This window comes from Agathobaculum sp. (assembly GCF_034098985.1).
Classification (GTDB): Bacteria; Bacillota; Clostridia; order Oscillospirales; family Butyricicoccaceae; genus Agathobaculum.
Genome location: NZ_JAXEOA010000030.1, coordinates 62679 through 78242 on the forward strand (window position 1 = coordinate 62679; position 15564 = coordinate 78242).

Genomic DNA, 15564 nt, shown 5'->3' on the forward strand with positions numbered 1-15564 from the left:
ACTCTAGCCTAGTATAGCACAAAAAGCGCGCGCTGCACAGAAAATTCCGCACAGCGCGCGCATCTTTGCCGTTATTTTACTTCTGGGTCGACGTCACCTTATCAAGTACGACCGCGCCGAGGATGATCAGGCCCTTGAAGATCATCTGGACGTTGGTCTGCACGTTCATCAGGGACAGCATGTTGTTCAGTACGCCGATCAGCAGCACGCCGATCACCGTCTTGCTGAGTTTGCCCGAGCCGCCCGTCATGCTCGTGCCGCCGATGACGACCGCGGCGATCGCGTCCAGCTCCCAGTTGGTGCCGATCGTCGGAGCGCCCGCGCCCAAGCGGGCCGCTGTCAGCACGCCGCCAAGCGCGGCCAGCATCGCGTCCACCACGTACACGCTCACCAGCACGCCCACCGTCTTGACGCCCGCCATGCGCGCCACATCAATGTTGCCGCCCACCGCGTAAATGCCCTTGCCGAACACTGTATGATTTAGCACAAAGTTGAACACCAGGATCAGCGCGATGCAGATGAGCGCCATATATGGCACACCCTTGCTGTTCAGCACTAAGTACGCGCAGTACGCCAGGATCGCAATATAGACGATGTTGACCCAACGGAACGCGCCGCTTTTCGCGCCCTTGACCATCTGCCAGACGCAGAACGCCGCGGCGACCGCCAGCAGCACCAGCGAAGGCACGGACGGCAGGCTCAGGCTGCCGATACCCAGCGTCACCTTTTCCGTCACGCCGACGGCCGCGCTGTCCGTCAGCACGAGCGCCACGCCCTTGCAGACGTTGACGCCGGCCAGCGTCACGATAAACGGCGGGATGCCGACCTTGGCCACGAAAAAGCCGTAGCACAAGCCGAGCAGCAGGCCGAGGCCAAGCATAGCGATCGTCGCCACGCCAAAGCCCATGCCCTTTTGCAGCAGCATGGCGAACAGCACGCTGACAAGCGCGCAGATGCCGCCGACCGAAAGGTCGATACCGCCCGAGATGATGACATAGGTCATGCCGATCGCGAGCAGGCCGGGCACCGCCAGTTGCCGCACAATGTTCATCAAATTGCGCGCCGTGAGAAAGCTATCGTTTAAGATGATCGAGATGATGCACAGCAGCACCAGCCCGATGATCGAGGTGTATTTTTTCCAATCGATCTTTTTTAATTGCGTCATGACCCTCACCCTCCAATTGCGTTTTTGAGCAGCAGCTCTTCTGTGGCTTCGCTGCGGTCTATTTCCGCGGCGATCTTGCCGCCCTTGACGACCAGAATCCGGTCACTGACGCCCATGACCTCGGGGATTTCCGAGGATACCAGCACGACCCCGACGCCGGCTTCCGACAGTTTCCTCAATATCGAATAGATCTCTTTTTTCGCGCCCACGTCGATGCCGCGCGTGGGTTCGTCGAGCAGCAGCACATGCGGGTTGTTCAGCAGCCACTTGGCGAAGATCACCTTTTGCTGATTGCCGCCCGAGAGCTTGGCCACCGAGCTATTGATATCCGCCACCTTGATGCCGAGCTTTTTCACCATTTCGTCCTGCGCCGCTGTGCCTTTCTTGTCACTGATGCAGCCGACGCGGTTGGCATAGTTTCGCAGCGAGGCGAGCAGGATGTTCTCGCTGACCGAATGGATCAGGCACAGCCCGGTCTTGCGGCGATCCTCGGTCACATATCCCAAGCCACACTTGATCGAATCAAGCGCGGTATGGTTTTTGACCTCCTTGCCGTTTACAAAGATCTGCCCGTCGTGCTGGTAGCGCTCACTGTCGAACATCGAGTTGAGCAGGCGGGTGCGCCCCGCGCCCATCAGCCCGTATAGCCCCACGACCTCGCCCGCGCACACGTGGAACGACAGGTTATCGACCGTTTTGATCTGGTCGGCTTTGTTGGTGCCGGTCTTGTACACGTTCCAGTTGCGCACCTCGAAGAGTACCTTGTCCCGCTGGACAAGATCCTTGTCGTGCGGCGGAAACTGGTCGCTCATGCTGTGACCAACCATCCAGGTGATCAGCTTGTCACGGTCTATCTCGGCGACCGGCGCCTCGTTGACATACGACCCATCTTTCAGGATGACAACGCGGTCGCACACCTCGAAGATCTCCTCCAGTTTGTGCGATACGTATAGGATGGTAACGCCCTTTGCCTTGAGCTTGCGCATGATGGCGAACAAAGTGTGAATCTCCTTGGCGGCGAGCGAACTGGTCGCTTCGTCAAAGATAACGACCTCGGGATCGCGCGCGATCGCCTTGGTGATTTCGACCATCTGCTGCAGGCTGGTGGACAGATTGCGCACCGTCTCCTTGGGGTCGATCTGGATCTCCAGTTCTTTGAAAATCTCCAGCGTGCGGCGGGTCATTTCGTCGTAGTCGACATGTCCGAACTTGACCGGGTAATCGCCCAGAAAGACATTTTCCTCCACGGTCAGGTCCGGGATCAGGTTCAGTTCCTGGTGCACAAGCACGATCTTTTCCTTTTCCGCGTCCAGCGTGTTGCGGAAGTACACCTGCCGTCCGCGGATATAGATCGCACCGTCGTAGCTTTTATGGTCGTAGATCCCGGCCAGCACTTTGCCGAGGGTCGATTTTCCTGCACCGTTCTCGCCGCAAAGCGCGGTGATCGTGCCCTCTTCAAACTCTACCGATACGTCGTTCAGCGCCACAACACCCGGAAACTGCTTTGTGATGTGCTCCATTTTGATATGGCTCATAATGGCTTCCTTTCCCCTCAGGTTTTCCAATTTGGAGCGTCTGTTTTATTTAAACAGTTCGGGGAATTTGATCTTGCTCGGCTCCATATTGTCGTAGCCGACCATCGTGAGCTTCGCCCATTTGCACTTATAGCCTTCGTCGTCTTCTTCGTCATAAGCCGCTTCGCCATCAGTCGCCAGCTGATAAGCCGCGTCAGTGATCATTTCGCCATGCGCATAGGAACCGCGGTCGACGACAAAAATGTTTTCCGCGCCCGCCAAGATCATCTCGTTGGTTTCCTGGTCGTTGTCGCCGCCATAGAACAGCATATCTTTCTCATAGCCCGCGTTCTGCGCGGCCTTGTACGCGCCGAGCGCCATGCCATCGTTCGCCGCAAATACGACGTTGATTTTATTGCCATGCACCGAGATCGCATCTTCCATTGATTTCATTGCTTTTTCACGGTCCCAATCCTGAATGGTCTGCTCAAAAACCAGGTCAAGCTGGGGATATTTCGCAACCGTGTCCTTAACGCCGCGCTTGATCTCTTCGGCGGCAAAGTCGCCGTCCGTGCCTGCCAGCATAACGCAGGTCGCGGGCTTATCCTCGCCCCAGCGCTTGACGAAATCTTCCACCTGCATGCAGCCAATCTCATAGTTGTTGCCGGTGATCCAGACGTCCGGCGCAATGCCGTCCATTTTCTGCTCAATGAAAATCAGCTTGATGCCCGCGTCGCGCACTTCCTGCGCCTGCTGCACCATGGAAACCGAATCGCAGGGTTCGATGGCGATAACGTCATAGCCTTGGCTGATAAAGTTCTCGACAATGTTTTTCTGCTGTGCGATATTGAGGTCGCAGGCCTGCCAATCGATCTGGAGGTTGTCATAGTCCTTTGCTTTCGCCTCGGAGCCCTGCTGCATGAACAAATATGCGGATTCTTTGAAAGTGCGGTTTGCTACGCCGACTTTGATCGTGTCGCCGGATTTTCCGCCGCCATCGGCATTCGGTTCCGCAGAACCGTCGCCGCCGTTGCTGCAGGCGGTCAGGAGCAGGGTCATGCTCAATAGGATCAGTCCAAGCGTTCTTGCAAACGTATTCTTTTTCATAGCTCTTCACTCACTTTCTTTCGCACGGTTTCTTTCTTTCACTTCTCTCACAGCCCCTAGGGCCGCGCGGCCGTTCCCGGACCGCTCTTTCGCGGTGCCACCTCCGTATCTTTTTTCGTTTTTCGTTATGCTATTGTCAAGGTTTCCATCGGTTTATATGAACATTCTAACGTCTTTCTCAAAAATGTCAATACTTATTTTAACCATTTTATTAATTGTAACTAAAAACTCCTCCGGAATTTATTTATTTTACCAAACCTCAAAAAACCATCCGAATTCCGGTGGTCGTTGCCAGAAAGCTGGATCCATGGTATACTAATAATATCTGTCTGAAAGCGGGGTGTCCCCTTGTCTTCCAAAAATACCATGACGCGCGACGCCATGCTTTTCCTGCCGGCCAAAGTGGTCGAAGGGCTGCTGATCATCGCGTGTTCCTCCTTGTATACGCGCATTTTCCTTGAGCCCGCGGTTTCCGCATTTAACCTGACTAACACAACCGTGCAGCTTGCCTATCTGATTCTGGCGGGCTGGATGGCCAACGCGGCGACGAGGTATGTCGGAGAACAATATCAGGCGGACGAGGGCCGCGGACTGTTTTCGACTGTGTCGACCATCTATATCCTGCTGTGCCTGCTGATGGCGGCGGGCTGTGCTGTAGGCGCGGCGGTCACGCACGACCCGGTTTACCTTGGCGGCGCGCTTATGTTCTGCTCCTATACCGCGTTTCAGATTTTAAACGCGGCGCTCATCCAGCTCGGGCGGGTGCGCGCGTCCATCGTGCTTTCGCTCACGTCGGCTGTGCTCAAGCTGGCGGTCGCGTTCGCGCTCGTTGGCGGGCGATCCAATTTCCCCTCGCCCGCTCCCGCGATTGCGGCCAACACCATCGCGGACGGTATCGCCGCCGTCGGCGCGGCATTCGCGCTCAGCCTGCCGGTCATCGTGCGGCTGCGTTTTTTCTCCAAGGAGCTGCTGCGAAAATTCCTGCATTACGGCTTGCCGCTGATGGGAGTCTCCATCTCGGTCGCGCTGCTCAACCAGATTGACAAATATCTGGTTGTCGGCTTTTACGGCGATGTGCAGTATGCCTATTATTCGACCAACAACTCGATCGCCAGCGGGCTGTTCACCATGATCTCCGCCGGTATCATGCGCGGCGTGTACCCCGCCGTGCTGCGCGGCTGGCGCGAGGGCGGACAGGCCGAGGCCAAGCCCCTGCTTGACGCGGGCGTGCGGCTCTACCTACTGATCGCCCTGCCGGCAGTGGCCGGTCTGTGGGCGGTGTCCTACCCCATGAGCCGTTTTCTGTTCAAAGCCGGCTACGACGCGGGCGCGCCGGTCATTGCGTACACCGCGCTCGCCATGCTCTTCATGGGGCTGACCGAATACGCCAACAAAGCGTATGAGCTCGAGCAGTCGACCGTGCAGGTGCTGCAAAACAGCGCGGCCGCGGCGGTCATCAAGGTGCTGTCGAGCATCGTGCTGCTGAAAGCCTTCGGCTTTACGGGCGGCGCGCTGGGCTCGGTCGTCGCGTTTGCTTCGTATTTCATCATTACGGCGGTCCGCGTGCGGAAACGGTTCCTGTTCCATGTGCCCGCCATACGTTTGATCCGTATTCTCGCCAGCGCGATGCTGTGCGGCGCAGCGGCGTTCGGCTGCACGCTCCTGCCGCTCGGCAATCTGGCGCGGCTGGCGCTCGCAGTCGCAGCGGGTGCGGCGGTCTACGCGGCGGCCATCATCCTTTCCGGCGAGGGCAAGGCCGAATTTCAGGCGATTATGAGCAAAATCCACCGCTAAACCCGGGTTTTACTTGCGTAAAAACCGGTCAAGTGGTATAATATTACCCTATATGAAAATGCTGAAACAGAGAGGCGTTGAAACAATGGAATTTATTAACGATCCCAAACAGTATACGGATACGGTCGAACTGGTCAAAAACAGCGTCGGCCAGGAGGTCACGTTCCGCGGCACGGTGCACCGTGTGCGCGATATGTCGGACTTTGCGTTCCTCATCGTGCGCACTGAGCGCGGCCTTGTCCAGTGCACGTTCCAGGGGGATACGCTCGGCGATATCCAGCGCGCGGACGTTAAGGATGCGATGGTCGTCGAGGTCACGGGCAAGGTGCATGAGGAGCCCCGCGCCGAGCACGGCGTCGAGGTCGTGCTTTCACGCATTTCCATCCTCGCCCGGCCGTACGACCAGCTCCCCGTGCCGCTCGGCAAAAAATATATGGGGCTTTCGCTCGACGTCGACCTGCCGCTCCGCCCGGTGACGCTGCGCCATCCCATCAAGCAGGCGGTGTTCCGCGTGCAGGGCGCCATTGCGGACGGCTTTGCCGAGTATATGCTCTCGCAGGGCTTCACGCATATCCACACGCCCAAGATCGTTTCGGCGGGCGCCGAGGGCGGCGCGAACATTTTCAAGCTCGATTACTTCGGCCAGCAGGCCTACCTCGCGCAGTCGCCGCAGTTCTATAAGCAGTATACCGCGGGCGTATTCGGCCGCGTGTTCGAGATCGGAAACGTCTACCGCGCCGAGCGCCACAACACCTCGCGCCACCTGAACGAATATATCGGCCTCGATTTTGAGATGGCGTACATTGATTCGATGTACGACGTGATGCAGATGGAGACCGGCATGCTCAAATATGTGCTGAACTATGTCAAAGAGCACTGTCCCGAGGAGCTCGCGCTGCTAAAGGCCGATATCCCGGAGATCAAGGAGATCCCCTCCATCCGTTTCCATGAAGCCAAGGAAATCATGGAAAGCAAATTCGGGCATAAGTCCAAGAACCGCTACGATCTCAATCCCGACGAAGAGGTCATGCTGTGCGACTGGGCGAAGCAGGAGCATGGAAGCGAATTTGTTTTCGTCACGCACTTCCCGTCCTCCAAGCGCCCGTTTTACGCCATGGACGACCCCGATGACAAAAAGCTCGCATTATCGTTTGACCTGCTGTTCCGCGGCCTTGAAATTACGACCGGCGGCCAGCGCATCCACGACTATCAGGAGCAGATCGACAAGCTTGCCGAGCGCAATATGAATGCAGAGTTGTTTGAATCGTTCACGATGCTGCACAAATACGGTATGCCGCCACACGGCGGTCTGGGCATCGGCCTTGAACGCCTGACCATGCAGCTTCTGAAGCTCGCAAACGTGCGCGACGCTTCCATGTTCCCGCGCGATATGAACCGGCTGGAGCCGTAAGCGATACAGCAATATTCACAATTTGTCCATTTTCAATTTGTGCACATCTTCCAGTTTTGTGTGCACGCAGCCTCCCGTTGGCAGAAAAATGATGAAAATGCGAATTCTTGTAAAAAATTCTTTTCTTTCGTCCGGATTATGCTATAATGATAGCAGAATCATGAAATGTATCGCATTCAAGAGGAGGTAACTGAAGTATGACCAGAGGCATCCGCGTAAAGAATACCGATGATATCCAGCAGATCAACAAGATTGTCACCAAGTACGGCTTTGATATCTGGATCCACGGCAAGAGCGGCATGGTAGATGCCAAGAGCTTGCTCGGCATGTTCCTGCTTTCGCTCAACGAGCCGCTGCAGATCGTGCTCGAGGACGACGTTGACCCCACCGCGCTGTTCAAGGATCTCGCTGATTATCTCGAAATCGACGACGAGTAATAAAAAAGAACCGCTGGCTAAGCCAGCGGTTCTTTTTTTGTGATTTCATAAGCTAGATACGCCCGTGGCTCTCCAAAACCGAGGGTCTGCGCCAGATGCGCAGACTCCGGGTTGGCTGCGTCCCACGAGGGGACAAGGCCGCGGCGCAGGCATTCCAGAATCAGCGCGGACGCGCAAGCGCGCGCCAGCCCTTTACGGCGAAATTCTGGTTTGGTATCAATTTCGATTTCGATGCCGCCGTCATAATACGTATAAGTCGACGCGCCGCAGACCGGCTCTCCACAGTTTAACGCCGCGACGCCGACGCCATGCGCCGCATACGCCTGAAAATCCGGAAACTGAGATACCAGATCGCGGCTCCACTCCTGCGAACGCAGCGCGCGGTACAGCGGTTCGTCCACCAACTGCAGCGGATACGCCGCTTGCCCGACGAACGCCCGCAGACACGCCTGGTCAAACGCCGGCTGCGCGTCAAAGGCATAGCGGGTGATTGTCTTTGCGTTTTCTCCCCACTGCCGTTCGATCAGCGACTGCCAATCCTCCGTGCGGGGAATCCATATTTCGAATTCGCCCAGCAGATGCGAGGCCAGTTCCCCATTTGGCGCACCTGCCAGAAAACAAAAATCTGCAATGCAGAGCTGCGCCGCGCGCGGGGCTTGCGCATTGTCTGCATAGGCCGCGCCCATTTTCCCCTGCAGCACCGACCAGACCATCGTCTCCTCCCAGCCGGCAAACAGCGGCGCGATACGCGCCATATCCCTGATCCGTACCATTAAAGCACGATCAGGTTTTTGGGGGCTTCGGTCAGATTGACGCAGCCATCCTCAATGATATACAGCATATCCTCGATGCGCACGCCGAACTTACCGGGCAGGTAGACGCCCGGTTCTGCGGTCAGCACACAGCCCGCGGGCAGCGGCTCAGACGCGCCGGGAGAGGCGTTCGGGCTTTCGTGGATCTCAAGGCCGACGCTGTGGCCAAAGCCATGCCCAAACGCATCGCCATAGCCCGCCTGCTCAATGACCCGCCGCGCCGCCGCGTCCACCTCGCGCCCCGGCAGCCCGGCCTTGGCGCGCGCGATGCCCGCGAGCTGCGCGTTCAGCACCGTATCGTATACACGCTGCATCTCGTCGGTCACATGGCCGACCGCTACCGTGCGCGTCATGTCCGAGCAATAGCCCTCGTAGATGCAGCCGAAATCCATGGTGACGAAATCGCCCGCTTCGATCGCCTTATCCGAGGGCACGCCGTGCGGTTTGGAGCTGTTTGCGCCCGAAACCACGATCGGGTCGAACGACATATTCTCCGCCCCATAATGCAGCATGAGATACGTCAGCCGTGCGGCGATCTCCTTTTCGGAAACGCCCGGCCTAATCTCATTGAGCACCTCGGAAAACGCCTGCTCCGCGATGCGCTGCGCCGCCACGATTGACGAAATCTCTTCGTCGTCCTTGACGGCGCGCAGCGACGCAAGACGGCCGCCGAGCGGCACGGTTTCCGCATGCAGCGCGCCCGACCAGCGTGTGTAGTCGGCAAAGGTCAGCGCGCCGTCTTCCAGCGCGGCGGTTTTTGCGCCGTCTTCCTCAAGCAGGGCGTTCACCGCTTCGCTGTACGTCCTGCCCGCGCCGATCTCGCGCGTTGCAAAGCCGTCCACCGCGGCACGCGCGGCTTCCGCATAGCGGAAATCCGTGTAGAACACGGCCTGCCGGCGCGACAGGTAGCACACGCCCGCCGAAGAATGAAACCCGGTAGCATAGCGGCGGTTCACTTCGCTCGTCAGCACGAGCGCGTCAAACGGCGCGTCCTCGAGCATCCGCCGCAGGTCTTCCACGCGGTTCATCCCAGCACCGCCTTGACCGCGTCGACCGCGAGCAGATAGCTGTGCTTGCCAAAGCCGGCGATCACGCCAGCGCAGACGGGCGCGAGCACCGAGGTGTGCCGGAACTCCTCGCGCGCGTGCACATTGGACATATGCACCTCGATGCACGGCAGGCGGACGGCGGCGATCGCGTCCCGGATGGCATAGCTGTAATGCGTGTACGCGCCCGCGTTCAGGATGATCGCGTCGCAGTCCTCGCGCGCGGCGTGGATGCGGTCGATCAGCGCGCCCTCGGAGTTGGACTGGAACACCGCGCAGTCCATGCCGAGCTTGGCGCATTTGTCAACCACCTCGGCGTTAATGGCAGCCAGCGTTTCCGTGCCGTAAACGCCGGGCTCGCGAAGACCGGTCAGGTTCAGGTTGGGGCCGTGCAGCAAAAGAACTTTTTTCATTTTTGTGTCGCTCCTTTATAGAGATTGCTCATAGTCACCGCGTCCTCGGCCTGCGTGCCCGCCGATTCACAGATAAACGTCGGCGCGTAGCCGCGCCGCGCCACCTCCTCGGCCAGCGGCGCAAAATCCGGGCCAAAGCCGGGGTCGGAAGCAAACGTCAGGTGGCGGATCTCCCCTTTGTCGTTATATTCGATGCGCGAAAAATGCGCGTGGAACCGGCTTGTCCGCGCGGCGCCGATGGTGTTCTCCATCAGATCGAACAGGGCGGCATAGGCCGCGCGGCTGTTCATACCGCCGCCCGTGCGGGCGTTCAAATGACCAAAATCGATGCAGGGCAGCAGCCTGTCGTCTGCCGCGACCAGCTCGCACACCTCCTCCGCCGAACCAAGCACACTCCTCTTTCCCATCGTTTCCAGGCAGACGGTGCAGCCGGTAAGCCGTTCCTCCTCCAAAGCGCGCAGAATATTGCGCACGTTTTCATGGGAATTTTTCATGGCGCGCTCGCGCGTCAGCTTGCCCTGCCCGCCGCAGTGGACAACCATGCGCACTGCGCCCAGATGCGCGGCGACGCGCGCCGTATCGAGCACATACTGCACATTTTTCTCCATGCGCTCATGTTCCTCGCTCGACAGATTGATGAAATACGGCGCGTGGATGCTCATTTGGATGCCGTTTTTCCGCGCGGCCGCGCCGATCCTGCCCGCAGTCTCCGCGCCGACATGCACGCCCCGGCCGCACTGGTACTCATACGCGGTCAAGCCCATTTGGGCGAGCCACGCGGGCGCGTCCTCGCTTTTTTTATAACCGGCGGCGGAAAAGGACTCCGCGTTCCCCGCCGGGCCGAACCGTGGTTCATTCATGCCGTATGCTCGCCTCCATGCGTTTTTTGCCGCGGTCGATAAAGCCGCGCTCCAGCTGATAGCGGACGTTCACCCAGAAAAACCGCCGGTCGAGTGTCTGCACATAGCAGGTCAGCGCGTTCGCGCGGTGGCCGCCGAACACGTCCGTAAAGATCTGGTCGCCCACCACGGCGAGCTGCCTCGTTTCTAGCCCGAGCTTTTCTGCTGCCGCCTGAAAGCCCCGCCGAAACGGTTTTTTCGCCCGGCTGATAAAGGGCACGCCGAGCGCCTCACAAAATTTGCCGACACGCCGTGCATTGTTGTTGGAAAAAACCAGCACCTTTAGCCCCGCCGCCTGCATACCGCGCATGAATGGCGTGAGCGCTTCCGAGGGCAGCGCCGCCTTGTGCGACGCCATCGTGCCGTCCAAGTCGATCAGCACGCCGCGCACGCCGTGCCTGCGCAGAAAATCGGGGGTGATATCGTATATGGAATCGAAAACATAATCGGGGATCAGGCTCTTCATTCGCTCTCTCCTGCGTTCTGAAAATTCGGGGGAATACATATAGTGTAAAGGATTTTCCGGACAAAGTCCAGTCAAAACCGGCGGCCCATCCGGCTGCCCACGGAGGGAATGGATTATGGTGTTAACAAAAAATTTGATTTTGGTCTGCTCGGGACGCGACACCGCCAAGGCCGTGCAAAGCGGCCTGCCTGTGCTGCATCTCTGCCTCGGCGTCACCGAAACCGGGGCGCTGCGCCGTTTACAGCTGTCTACCGTACCGACCCGCTGCCTGCTCGGCCTGCGCGATCTGCCCGATTCCCTCCCGGACCTGGGCGCCGACCGCCTCGCGGCCGATCTGCTGTATGAAGCGCAGCGGACCTCCGCGCCCGGCGTATTTGCGGACTTTGAACGGGACACGCCCCAAGCGCGCGCGGTGCTCCATGCGCTCGACCGCGTGTTTGAGCAGGCGGGCATCCCGCTCTATGTGCCGCTGTCGTGCCAGCGCGCGGTATCGCACGCGGTGCTGACCGTCGAAACCGCGATTTCGGGCGGCAGCCTAACCGCGTATTTTTCCTCGCTTCAGGGAATCCACGGCGCCCGGCGGGTCGCTGCGTTTTTACAGCCCGTCTCGCGCGATTTCACGCTCCCCTCCAATTCGCCGGACGGCAAACCGCTTGCAGAGGACGCGCGAAACGCGCTTTTGCAGCGCACAGGCTCGCAGGTGTTCTTCTCGCGCGAGCTATGCGCCAAGTATTTTACTTATACCGACGAGAGCGGGAACGCACACTTCGTCCTGTTCGACGACCGTTCGACCATTGAGGCCAAGCTTGCGCAGCTTTCCGGCTGCGGTGTGCATACCGTGTTTGCGCTCTATCCAGACGCGGAAGCCCTGCTCAATCAGCCGTGAGCGGCGCTAAACCGGCATGTGTCAGCGCGATAAGCGCTTCGGGCGCGCACTCGACCTGAAAGCCGATCTTGCCAGCCGACACCATGACCGTCGGCTGGGCGGAGGCGGTTTCGTCAAACACGGTCGGGAACGCCTTTTTCATACCGACCGGAGAACAGCCGCCGCGCACATAGCCGGTCAGTGCAAGCAGTTCCTTGACATGCACCAGTTCGACCGACTTTTCCCCTGCGGCTTTGGCGGCTTTCTTCAAATCCAGCTCGCGCCCGACCGGGATGACGAACACATGAAAGCCGCCTGACCTGCCCCGCGCGACCAGCGTTTTAAACACCTGCTCCGGGTTCTGCCCGAGCAGGCGCGCCACCGTCTCGCCGTCGACCGCTTCCTTGCCGTGCTCATATTCATGCGCGGTATACGCAATTTTATGCTGCTCCAGCACGCGCATGACATTGGTTTTGACTGCCGCCATCCTGATCCGCTCCTGTTTATTCAAAATCACCATATATTATAGAGCCGATTTGGGCAAAAAGCAAGAAGCGCCTCGTTTGAGGCGCTTCTTTGCCTTTTCATCCCTTGGCGCGGGCGACCACGATGCGGATACGGCCGCCGTCCCGGGTTTCATTATCGTAATAACAAGTGATATTGTAGGAATCAAAGTTATTTCGCAGTTCGGTCAGAGACAGCAGGCTGTAATTGCTGTTTGCATAGAGATACACCGCGCAGTCATCGGCAAACAGCCAGCTTTCATCGTCCTTGGTCACGCCCAGCAGCGTCACCGCGTCCGGTGTTTTTATTTGCTCCAGCGCGCGCACCGCGGAAAGCTGTCCGTTCTCAATGGTAAGCCGCGCCGGACCATAGGACGCGCCCAGCGTTTTGCCGTTTGTCGAGATGGTTTTCTTTTCACCCGCGAGCAGATAGGTATAGCTGCCTGAAAGGCTCATGCCGCTCGATTCTTCTTTGGCGCTCGTGATCAGGCCGTATTCATACAGATCCCCCGTAAAGTCTTTCAGGATCAGATCGGTGATCTCGCCCGCGGCGTTGGTCTGATACCAGCGCACATCGGAGGAATCCAGCGTCGCACCGTCCAGCCGCGAGGCGTAGACCCGCCCCGCCAAGGTATCCCTGACGTCCAAAATGCGGATATCCTTTGCCATCGTCAGCTTGCCGACTGTATCGCCCGACACCTTGCCCGAGAGCGTATTGGATTTCAGTGAAGAAACATCGGTTCCGGACTCTCCGAAACCGATGCTCACAAAATCGCCCTCGCTGATCGAGGTCTTGTCGCAGGGAAGCTGATAGGAATTGCCGTCGGTCGCGGTCAATGTGATGGTGCGCGCCGAATACGAATTGCCGACTGCGTTCTGATAGGTTGCGGTGCCGACCGCGGTCACGACCCCCGCCAGCGCCCCCGCATAATCCGCGGCCGGCAGTGCGTAGACCACCTCTCCGTCCCGTCCGAGCAGCAGCGTGACGATATCGCCCACATTCAGCCCGCCGAGCGAGGACAGCGCGAGCGCGGCCTCGCCCGTGCCGACCGTATAATCGTTGCCCGCGACCTTGACCGTGGACGGCGACGCCGCCGAGGGCGAGGCCGACTGGTAGGTGCCGGTCACCGCGTTGGCGTACGCCCAGATGGTCGAGCCGGTATAGTACACCACATCGTATTTCCGCACCGCGTCCGCGCTCGATGCATAGCCGTTGCGGTAAACCGTTTTGCCGCCGGGCGAAACGACCGCATTCAGTGTGCTTTCCACCACATAAGGGCCCTCCATCGTGCCGCTGAGCACGCTCAGGTAATCGATATTGCCGTCCGCGCCGAGCGAGTATCCCAGTGTTTCGCCATATGCCTTACCGTCCTTGGTGTCGGACGATAGCAAATTGTAGAATAGATACATCATATTACGCCGCGTCATATTCATACCCTTGGACGCGGTGATTTTGGTATCCAGATCAAGCGATTCATACAGCGCGAGCTGGCCATATGGATAGGAACCGGAAAAATCTTCGGTCGTATAGCCGAGCAACTTGAGGCAGCCGGTCGCGGCCTCCTCGAGCGTGACTGGGTTCGACGGACGGTAGGTGCCGTCCAGATAGCCGGTCAGCCAGCCTTGCTGCACCGCCGTCTTAACATAGCCTGCCGCCCAGTTTGTATAGGGCACATCCTTGAACGGCGACGAATTGGAGGACGAGCTGACCTTATCCTTATAGCTTGACGCGCATACCAGCATCTTGGCAAACTCCGCCCGCGTGACGTTGTGATCGAGGTTCATATTGCCGCTGCTGTCGCCCGTCATGATGCCGATGGCGCTCACGACCTGCTGGATCACGTCATCCGACGTCTCCGAAGCCGCGAATGCGGCGGGCGCAAGGCCGGTCAGCATTGCCGCGCAAAGGGTCAACGCAAAAAGTTTTTTCATAGAAACGATATCCTCCCTTTTAATCATACCGCAGCGCGTCGATTGGATTGAGTTTGGCCGCCTTGCTCGCCGGCATAAATCCGAAAAACACGCCGATGAACACCGATACACCAAAGCTCAGAAGCACCGCCGACACGCTCGGGTCCGCGTCAATGCCGATCGCCCGCCCCAGAACGACCGCCACCAGCGCGCCGAACACAATGCCGATTAGCCCGCCGAGCGCCGAGGTGGTGCCCGCCTCAATGACGAACTGGCGCATAATATCCCTGCGCTTGGCGCCCAGGCTCTTGCGGATGCCGATCTCGCGCGTGCGCTCGGTGACTGACACCAGCATGATGTTCATGATGCCGATGCCGCCGACCAGCAGCGAGATGCCCGCGATGCCGACCAGCACCATGGTCATCATGCCGGTCATTTCCTCCATGGAGTCAACGATCTCCTGCATGTCGCTGATGGTATAGTAGTTTTCATTTTGGAACACCGCGTATAGCGCGGCATCGATCAGATCGGTCGCCTGTGTGTTGAGCGAAACGTCCCGCGTGGCGAACGTAAAGCTGGAAATCTGGCCGAATGTCAGCTTGGACGCGGTCGTATAGGGGATATACACGCAGTCGTCGGCCGAACCCTCGGTCGAATCCCCCTGTTCCTCCATCACACCCACAATGGTAAAGGCATTGCCGTTGATCTTGATGGACTCGCCGACCGGATCGCCGCCAAAAACCGTGTCGGCAATATAGGTGCCCACCACCGCGACCTTGCCGCGTGATTCAAGATCCGCATAGCTGATAAACCGCCCGCTTGCAAGCGTATAGCCCTTGATCTCGGTATACTGCTCGGACACGCCGGTCACGCTGGTTGAATCAAACGAGTCGGAATCGGTGCCCGTTTTCACGGTGCCGTTCACCGACACGGTCGGGGACAGGCCGAGAAAAACGTCGGTGTTTTCTTCATACAGGTCATATAAATCATCCACATCCACGGTACGCGATGAGCCGCGGCCCGTAATCATGACGGAAAGCGTGTTGGTGCCCATGTCTTCGAACATCGAGGTCACCTCGCCCGTCATGCCCTGCATGAGCGACACCAGGATGATGACCGACGCGACGCCGATGATGATGCCCAGCATGGTCAAAAACGCGCGCATCTTGCTGCCCGCGAGGCTTTTAAACGCCAGCTTGAACGCTTGTGTAAATCCCATCG

The 15564-nt window shown here is 58.6% G+C and carries 15 protein-coding genes; 4 read left to right on the plus strand and 11 right to left on the minus strand.

Annotated elements, in window-relative coordinates; genetic code table 11:
- Positions 1–76: 76 nt before the first annotated feature.
- Genes SO058_RS10510 through SO058_RS10520 form a run of 3 tightly spaced genes read right to left on the minus strand, consistent with a single transcriptional unit; the run spans position 77 to position 3786 of the window.
- Positions 77–1165: an ABC transporter permease subunit gene (locus SO058_RS10510; RefSeq protein WP_320842954.1), complete on the minus strand. Its 1089-nt coding sequence runs from the start codon at positions 1163–1165 to the stop codon at positions 77–79.
- A gap of 5 nt (positions 1166–1170) precedes the next feature.
- The gene (locus SO058_RS10515) at positions 1171–2700 is read right to left on the minus strand and encodes a sugar ABC transporter ATP-binding protein (RefSeq protein ID WP_320842955.1); all 1530 of its coding nucleotides are present in this window, start codon (positions 2698–2700) and stop codon (positions 1171–1173) included.
- A gap of 45 nt (positions 2701–2745) precedes the next feature.
- Positions 2746–3786: a sugar ABC transporter substrate-binding protein gene (locus SO058_RS10520; RefSeq protein WP_320842956.1), complete on the minus strand. Its 1041-nt coding sequence runs from the start codon at positions 3784–3786 to the stop codon at positions 2746–2748.
- Positions 3787–4134: 348 nt separating this feature from the next.
- On the opposite strand from SO058_RS10520, the gene SO058_RS10525 reads away from it, so the two are divergent.
- The 3 genes from SO058_RS10525 (at position 4135) to SO058_RS10535 (ending at position 7428) form a co-directional block, all read left to right on the plus strand.
- Complete coding sequence (locus SO058_RS10525; protein ID WP_320842957.1) at positions 4135–5580, plus strand: lipopolysaccharide biosynthesis protein; 1446 nt, start codon at positions 4135–4137, stop codon at positions 5578–5580.
- Between the two features lie 85 nt (positions 5581–5665).
- Positions 5666–6991 carry an aspartate--tRNA(Asn) ligase gene (aspS, locus tag SO058_RS10530; protein WP_320842958.1) on the plus strand — a complete coding sequence of 442 codons (1326 nt, stop codon included), beginning with the start codon at positions 5666–5668 and terminating at the stop codon, positions 6989–6991.
- 197 nt (positions 6992–7188) lie between these two features.
- Positions 7189–7428, plus strand: a complete 240-nt coding sequence (locus SO058_RS10535) for an HPr family phosphocarrier protein (protein WP_320842959.1) — start codon at positions 7189–7191, stop codon at positions 7426–7428.
- 17 nt (positions 7429–7445) lie between these two features.
- Here the strand turns inward: SO058_RS10535 and SO058_RS10540 are convergent, their stop codons facing one another.
- Genes SO058_RS10540 through SO058_RS10560 form a run of 5 tightly spaced genes read right to left on the minus strand, consistent with a single transcriptional unit; the run spans position 7446 to position 11064 of the window.
- Entirely contained in the window at positions 7446–8183 is a 738-nt protein-coding gene (locus SO058_RS10540; protein WP_320842960.1) for a GNAT family N-acetyltransferase, read from the minus strand.
- Positions 8184–8200: 17 nt separating this feature from the next.
- Entirely contained in the window at positions 8201–9268 is a 1068-nt protein-coding gene (locus SO058_RS10545; protein ID WP_320842961.1) for an aminopeptidase P family protein, read from the minus strand.
- Complete coding sequence (gene aroQ, locus SO058_RS10550; protein WP_320842962.1) at positions 9265–9699, minus strand: type II 3-dehydroquinate dehydratase; 435 nt, start codon at positions 9697–9699, stop codon at positions 9265–9267. Before aroQ ends, SO058_RS10545 begins: the two co-directional genes overlap by 4 nt.
- On the minus strand, positions 9696–10559 hold the full coding sequence (locus SO058_RS10555; RefSeq protein WP_320842963.1) for a TIM barrel protein: 864 nt from the start codon (positions 10557–10559) through the stop codon (positions 9696–9698). The genes aroQ and SO058_RS10555 overlap by 4 nt, the downstream gene beginning before the upstream one ends.
- Positions 10552–11064: a YqeG family HAD IIIA-type phosphatase gene (locus SO058_RS10560; protein WP_320842964.1), complete on the minus strand. Its 513-nt coding sequence runs from the start codon at positions 11062–11064 to the stop codon at positions 10552–10554. Before SO058_RS10560 ends, SO058_RS10555 begins: the two co-directional genes overlap by 8 nt.
- 115 nt (positions 11065–11179) lie before the next feature.
- Here SO058_RS10560 and SO058_RS10565 point away from each other — a divergent pair, with 115 nt between their 5' ends.
- Entirely contained in the window at positions 11180–11950 is a 771-nt protein-coding gene (locus SO058_RS10565) for a hypothetical protein (protein ID WP_320842965.1), read from the plus strand.
- Here the strand turns inward: SO058_RS10565 and ybaK are convergent.
- The 3 genes from ybaK to SO058_RS10580 form a co-directional block, all read right to left on the minus strand.
- Positions 11937–12416 (minus strand): Cys-tRNA(Pro) deacylase, encoded by a 480-nt coding sequence (ybaK, locus tag SO058_RS10570; protein WP_320842966.1) that lies wholly within the window; start codon positions 12414–12416, stop codon positions 11937–11939. The genes SO058_RS10565 and ybaK overlap by 14 nt on opposite strands.
- A gap of 97 nt (positions 12417–12513) precedes the next feature.
- Positions 12514–14364, minus strand: coding sequence for an S-layer homology domain-containing protein (locus SO058_RS10575; protein WP_320842967.1), 1851 nt, complete (start codon positions 14362–14364; stop codon positions 12514–12516).
- A gap of 19 nt (positions 14365–14383) precedes the next feature.
- Positions 14384–15562, minus strand: a complete 1179-nt coding sequence (locus tag SO058_RS10580; RefSeq protein ID WP_320842968.1) for an ABC transporter permease — start codon at positions 15560–15562, stop codon at positions 14384–14386.
- Positions 15563–15564 lie beyond the last annotated feature (2 nt).

Coding starts and splice junctions, on each gene's coding strand:
- SO058_RS10510 (WP_320842954.1), bottom strand. CDS start 1,165: ATGACGCAATTAAAAAAGATCGATTGGAAAAAATACACCTCGATCATC.
- SO058_RS10515 (WP_320842955.1), bottom strand. CDS start 2,700: ATGAGCCATATCAAAATGGAGCACATCACAAAGCAGTTTCCGGGTGTT.
- SO058_RS10520 (WP_320842956.1), bottom strand. CDS start 3,786: ATGAAAAAGAATACGTTTGCAAGAACGCTTGGACTGATCCTATTGAGC.
- aspS (WP_320842958.1), top strand. CDS start 5,666: ATGGAATTTATTAACGATCCCAAACAGTATACGGATACGGTCGAACTG.
- SO058_RS10535 (WP_320842959.1), top strand. CDS start 7,189: ATGACCAGAGGCATCCGCGTAAAGAATACCGATGATATCCAGCAGATC.
- SO058_RS10540 (WP_320842960.1), bottom strand. CDS start 8,183: ATGGCGCGTATCGCGCCGCTGTTTGCCGGCTGGGAGGAGACGATGGTC.
- SO058_RS10545 (WP_320842961.1), bottom strand. CDS start 9,268: ATGAACCGCGTGGAAGACCTGCGGCGGATGCTCGAGGACGCGCCGTTT.
- aroQ (WP_320842962.1), bottom strand. CDS start 9,699: ATGAAAAAAGTTCTTTTGCTGCACGGCCCCAACCTGAACCTGACCGGT.
- SO058_RS10555 (WP_320842963.1), bottom strand. CDS start 10,559: ATGAATGAACCACGGTTCGGCCCGGCGGGGAACGCGGAGTCCTTTTCC.
- SO058_RS10560 (WP_320842964.1), bottom strand. CDS start 11,064: ATGAAGAGCCTGATCCCCGATTATGTTTTCGATTCCATATACGATATC.
- SO058_RS10565 (WP_320842965.1), top strand. CDS start 11,180: ATGGTGTTAACAAAAAATTTGATTTTGGTCTGCTCGGGACGCGACACC.
- ybaK (WP_320842966.1), bottom strand. CDS start 12,416: ATGGCGGCAGTCAAAACCAATGTCATGCGCGTGCTGGAGCAGCATAAA.
- SO058_RS10575 (WP_320842967.1), bottom strand. CDS start 14,364: ATGAAAAAACTTTTTGCGTTGACCCTTTGCGCGGCAATGCTGACCGGC.
- SO058_RS10580 (WP_320842968.1), bottom strand. CDS start 15,562: ATGGGATTTACACAAGCGTTCAAGCTGGCGTTTAAAAGCCTCGCGGGC.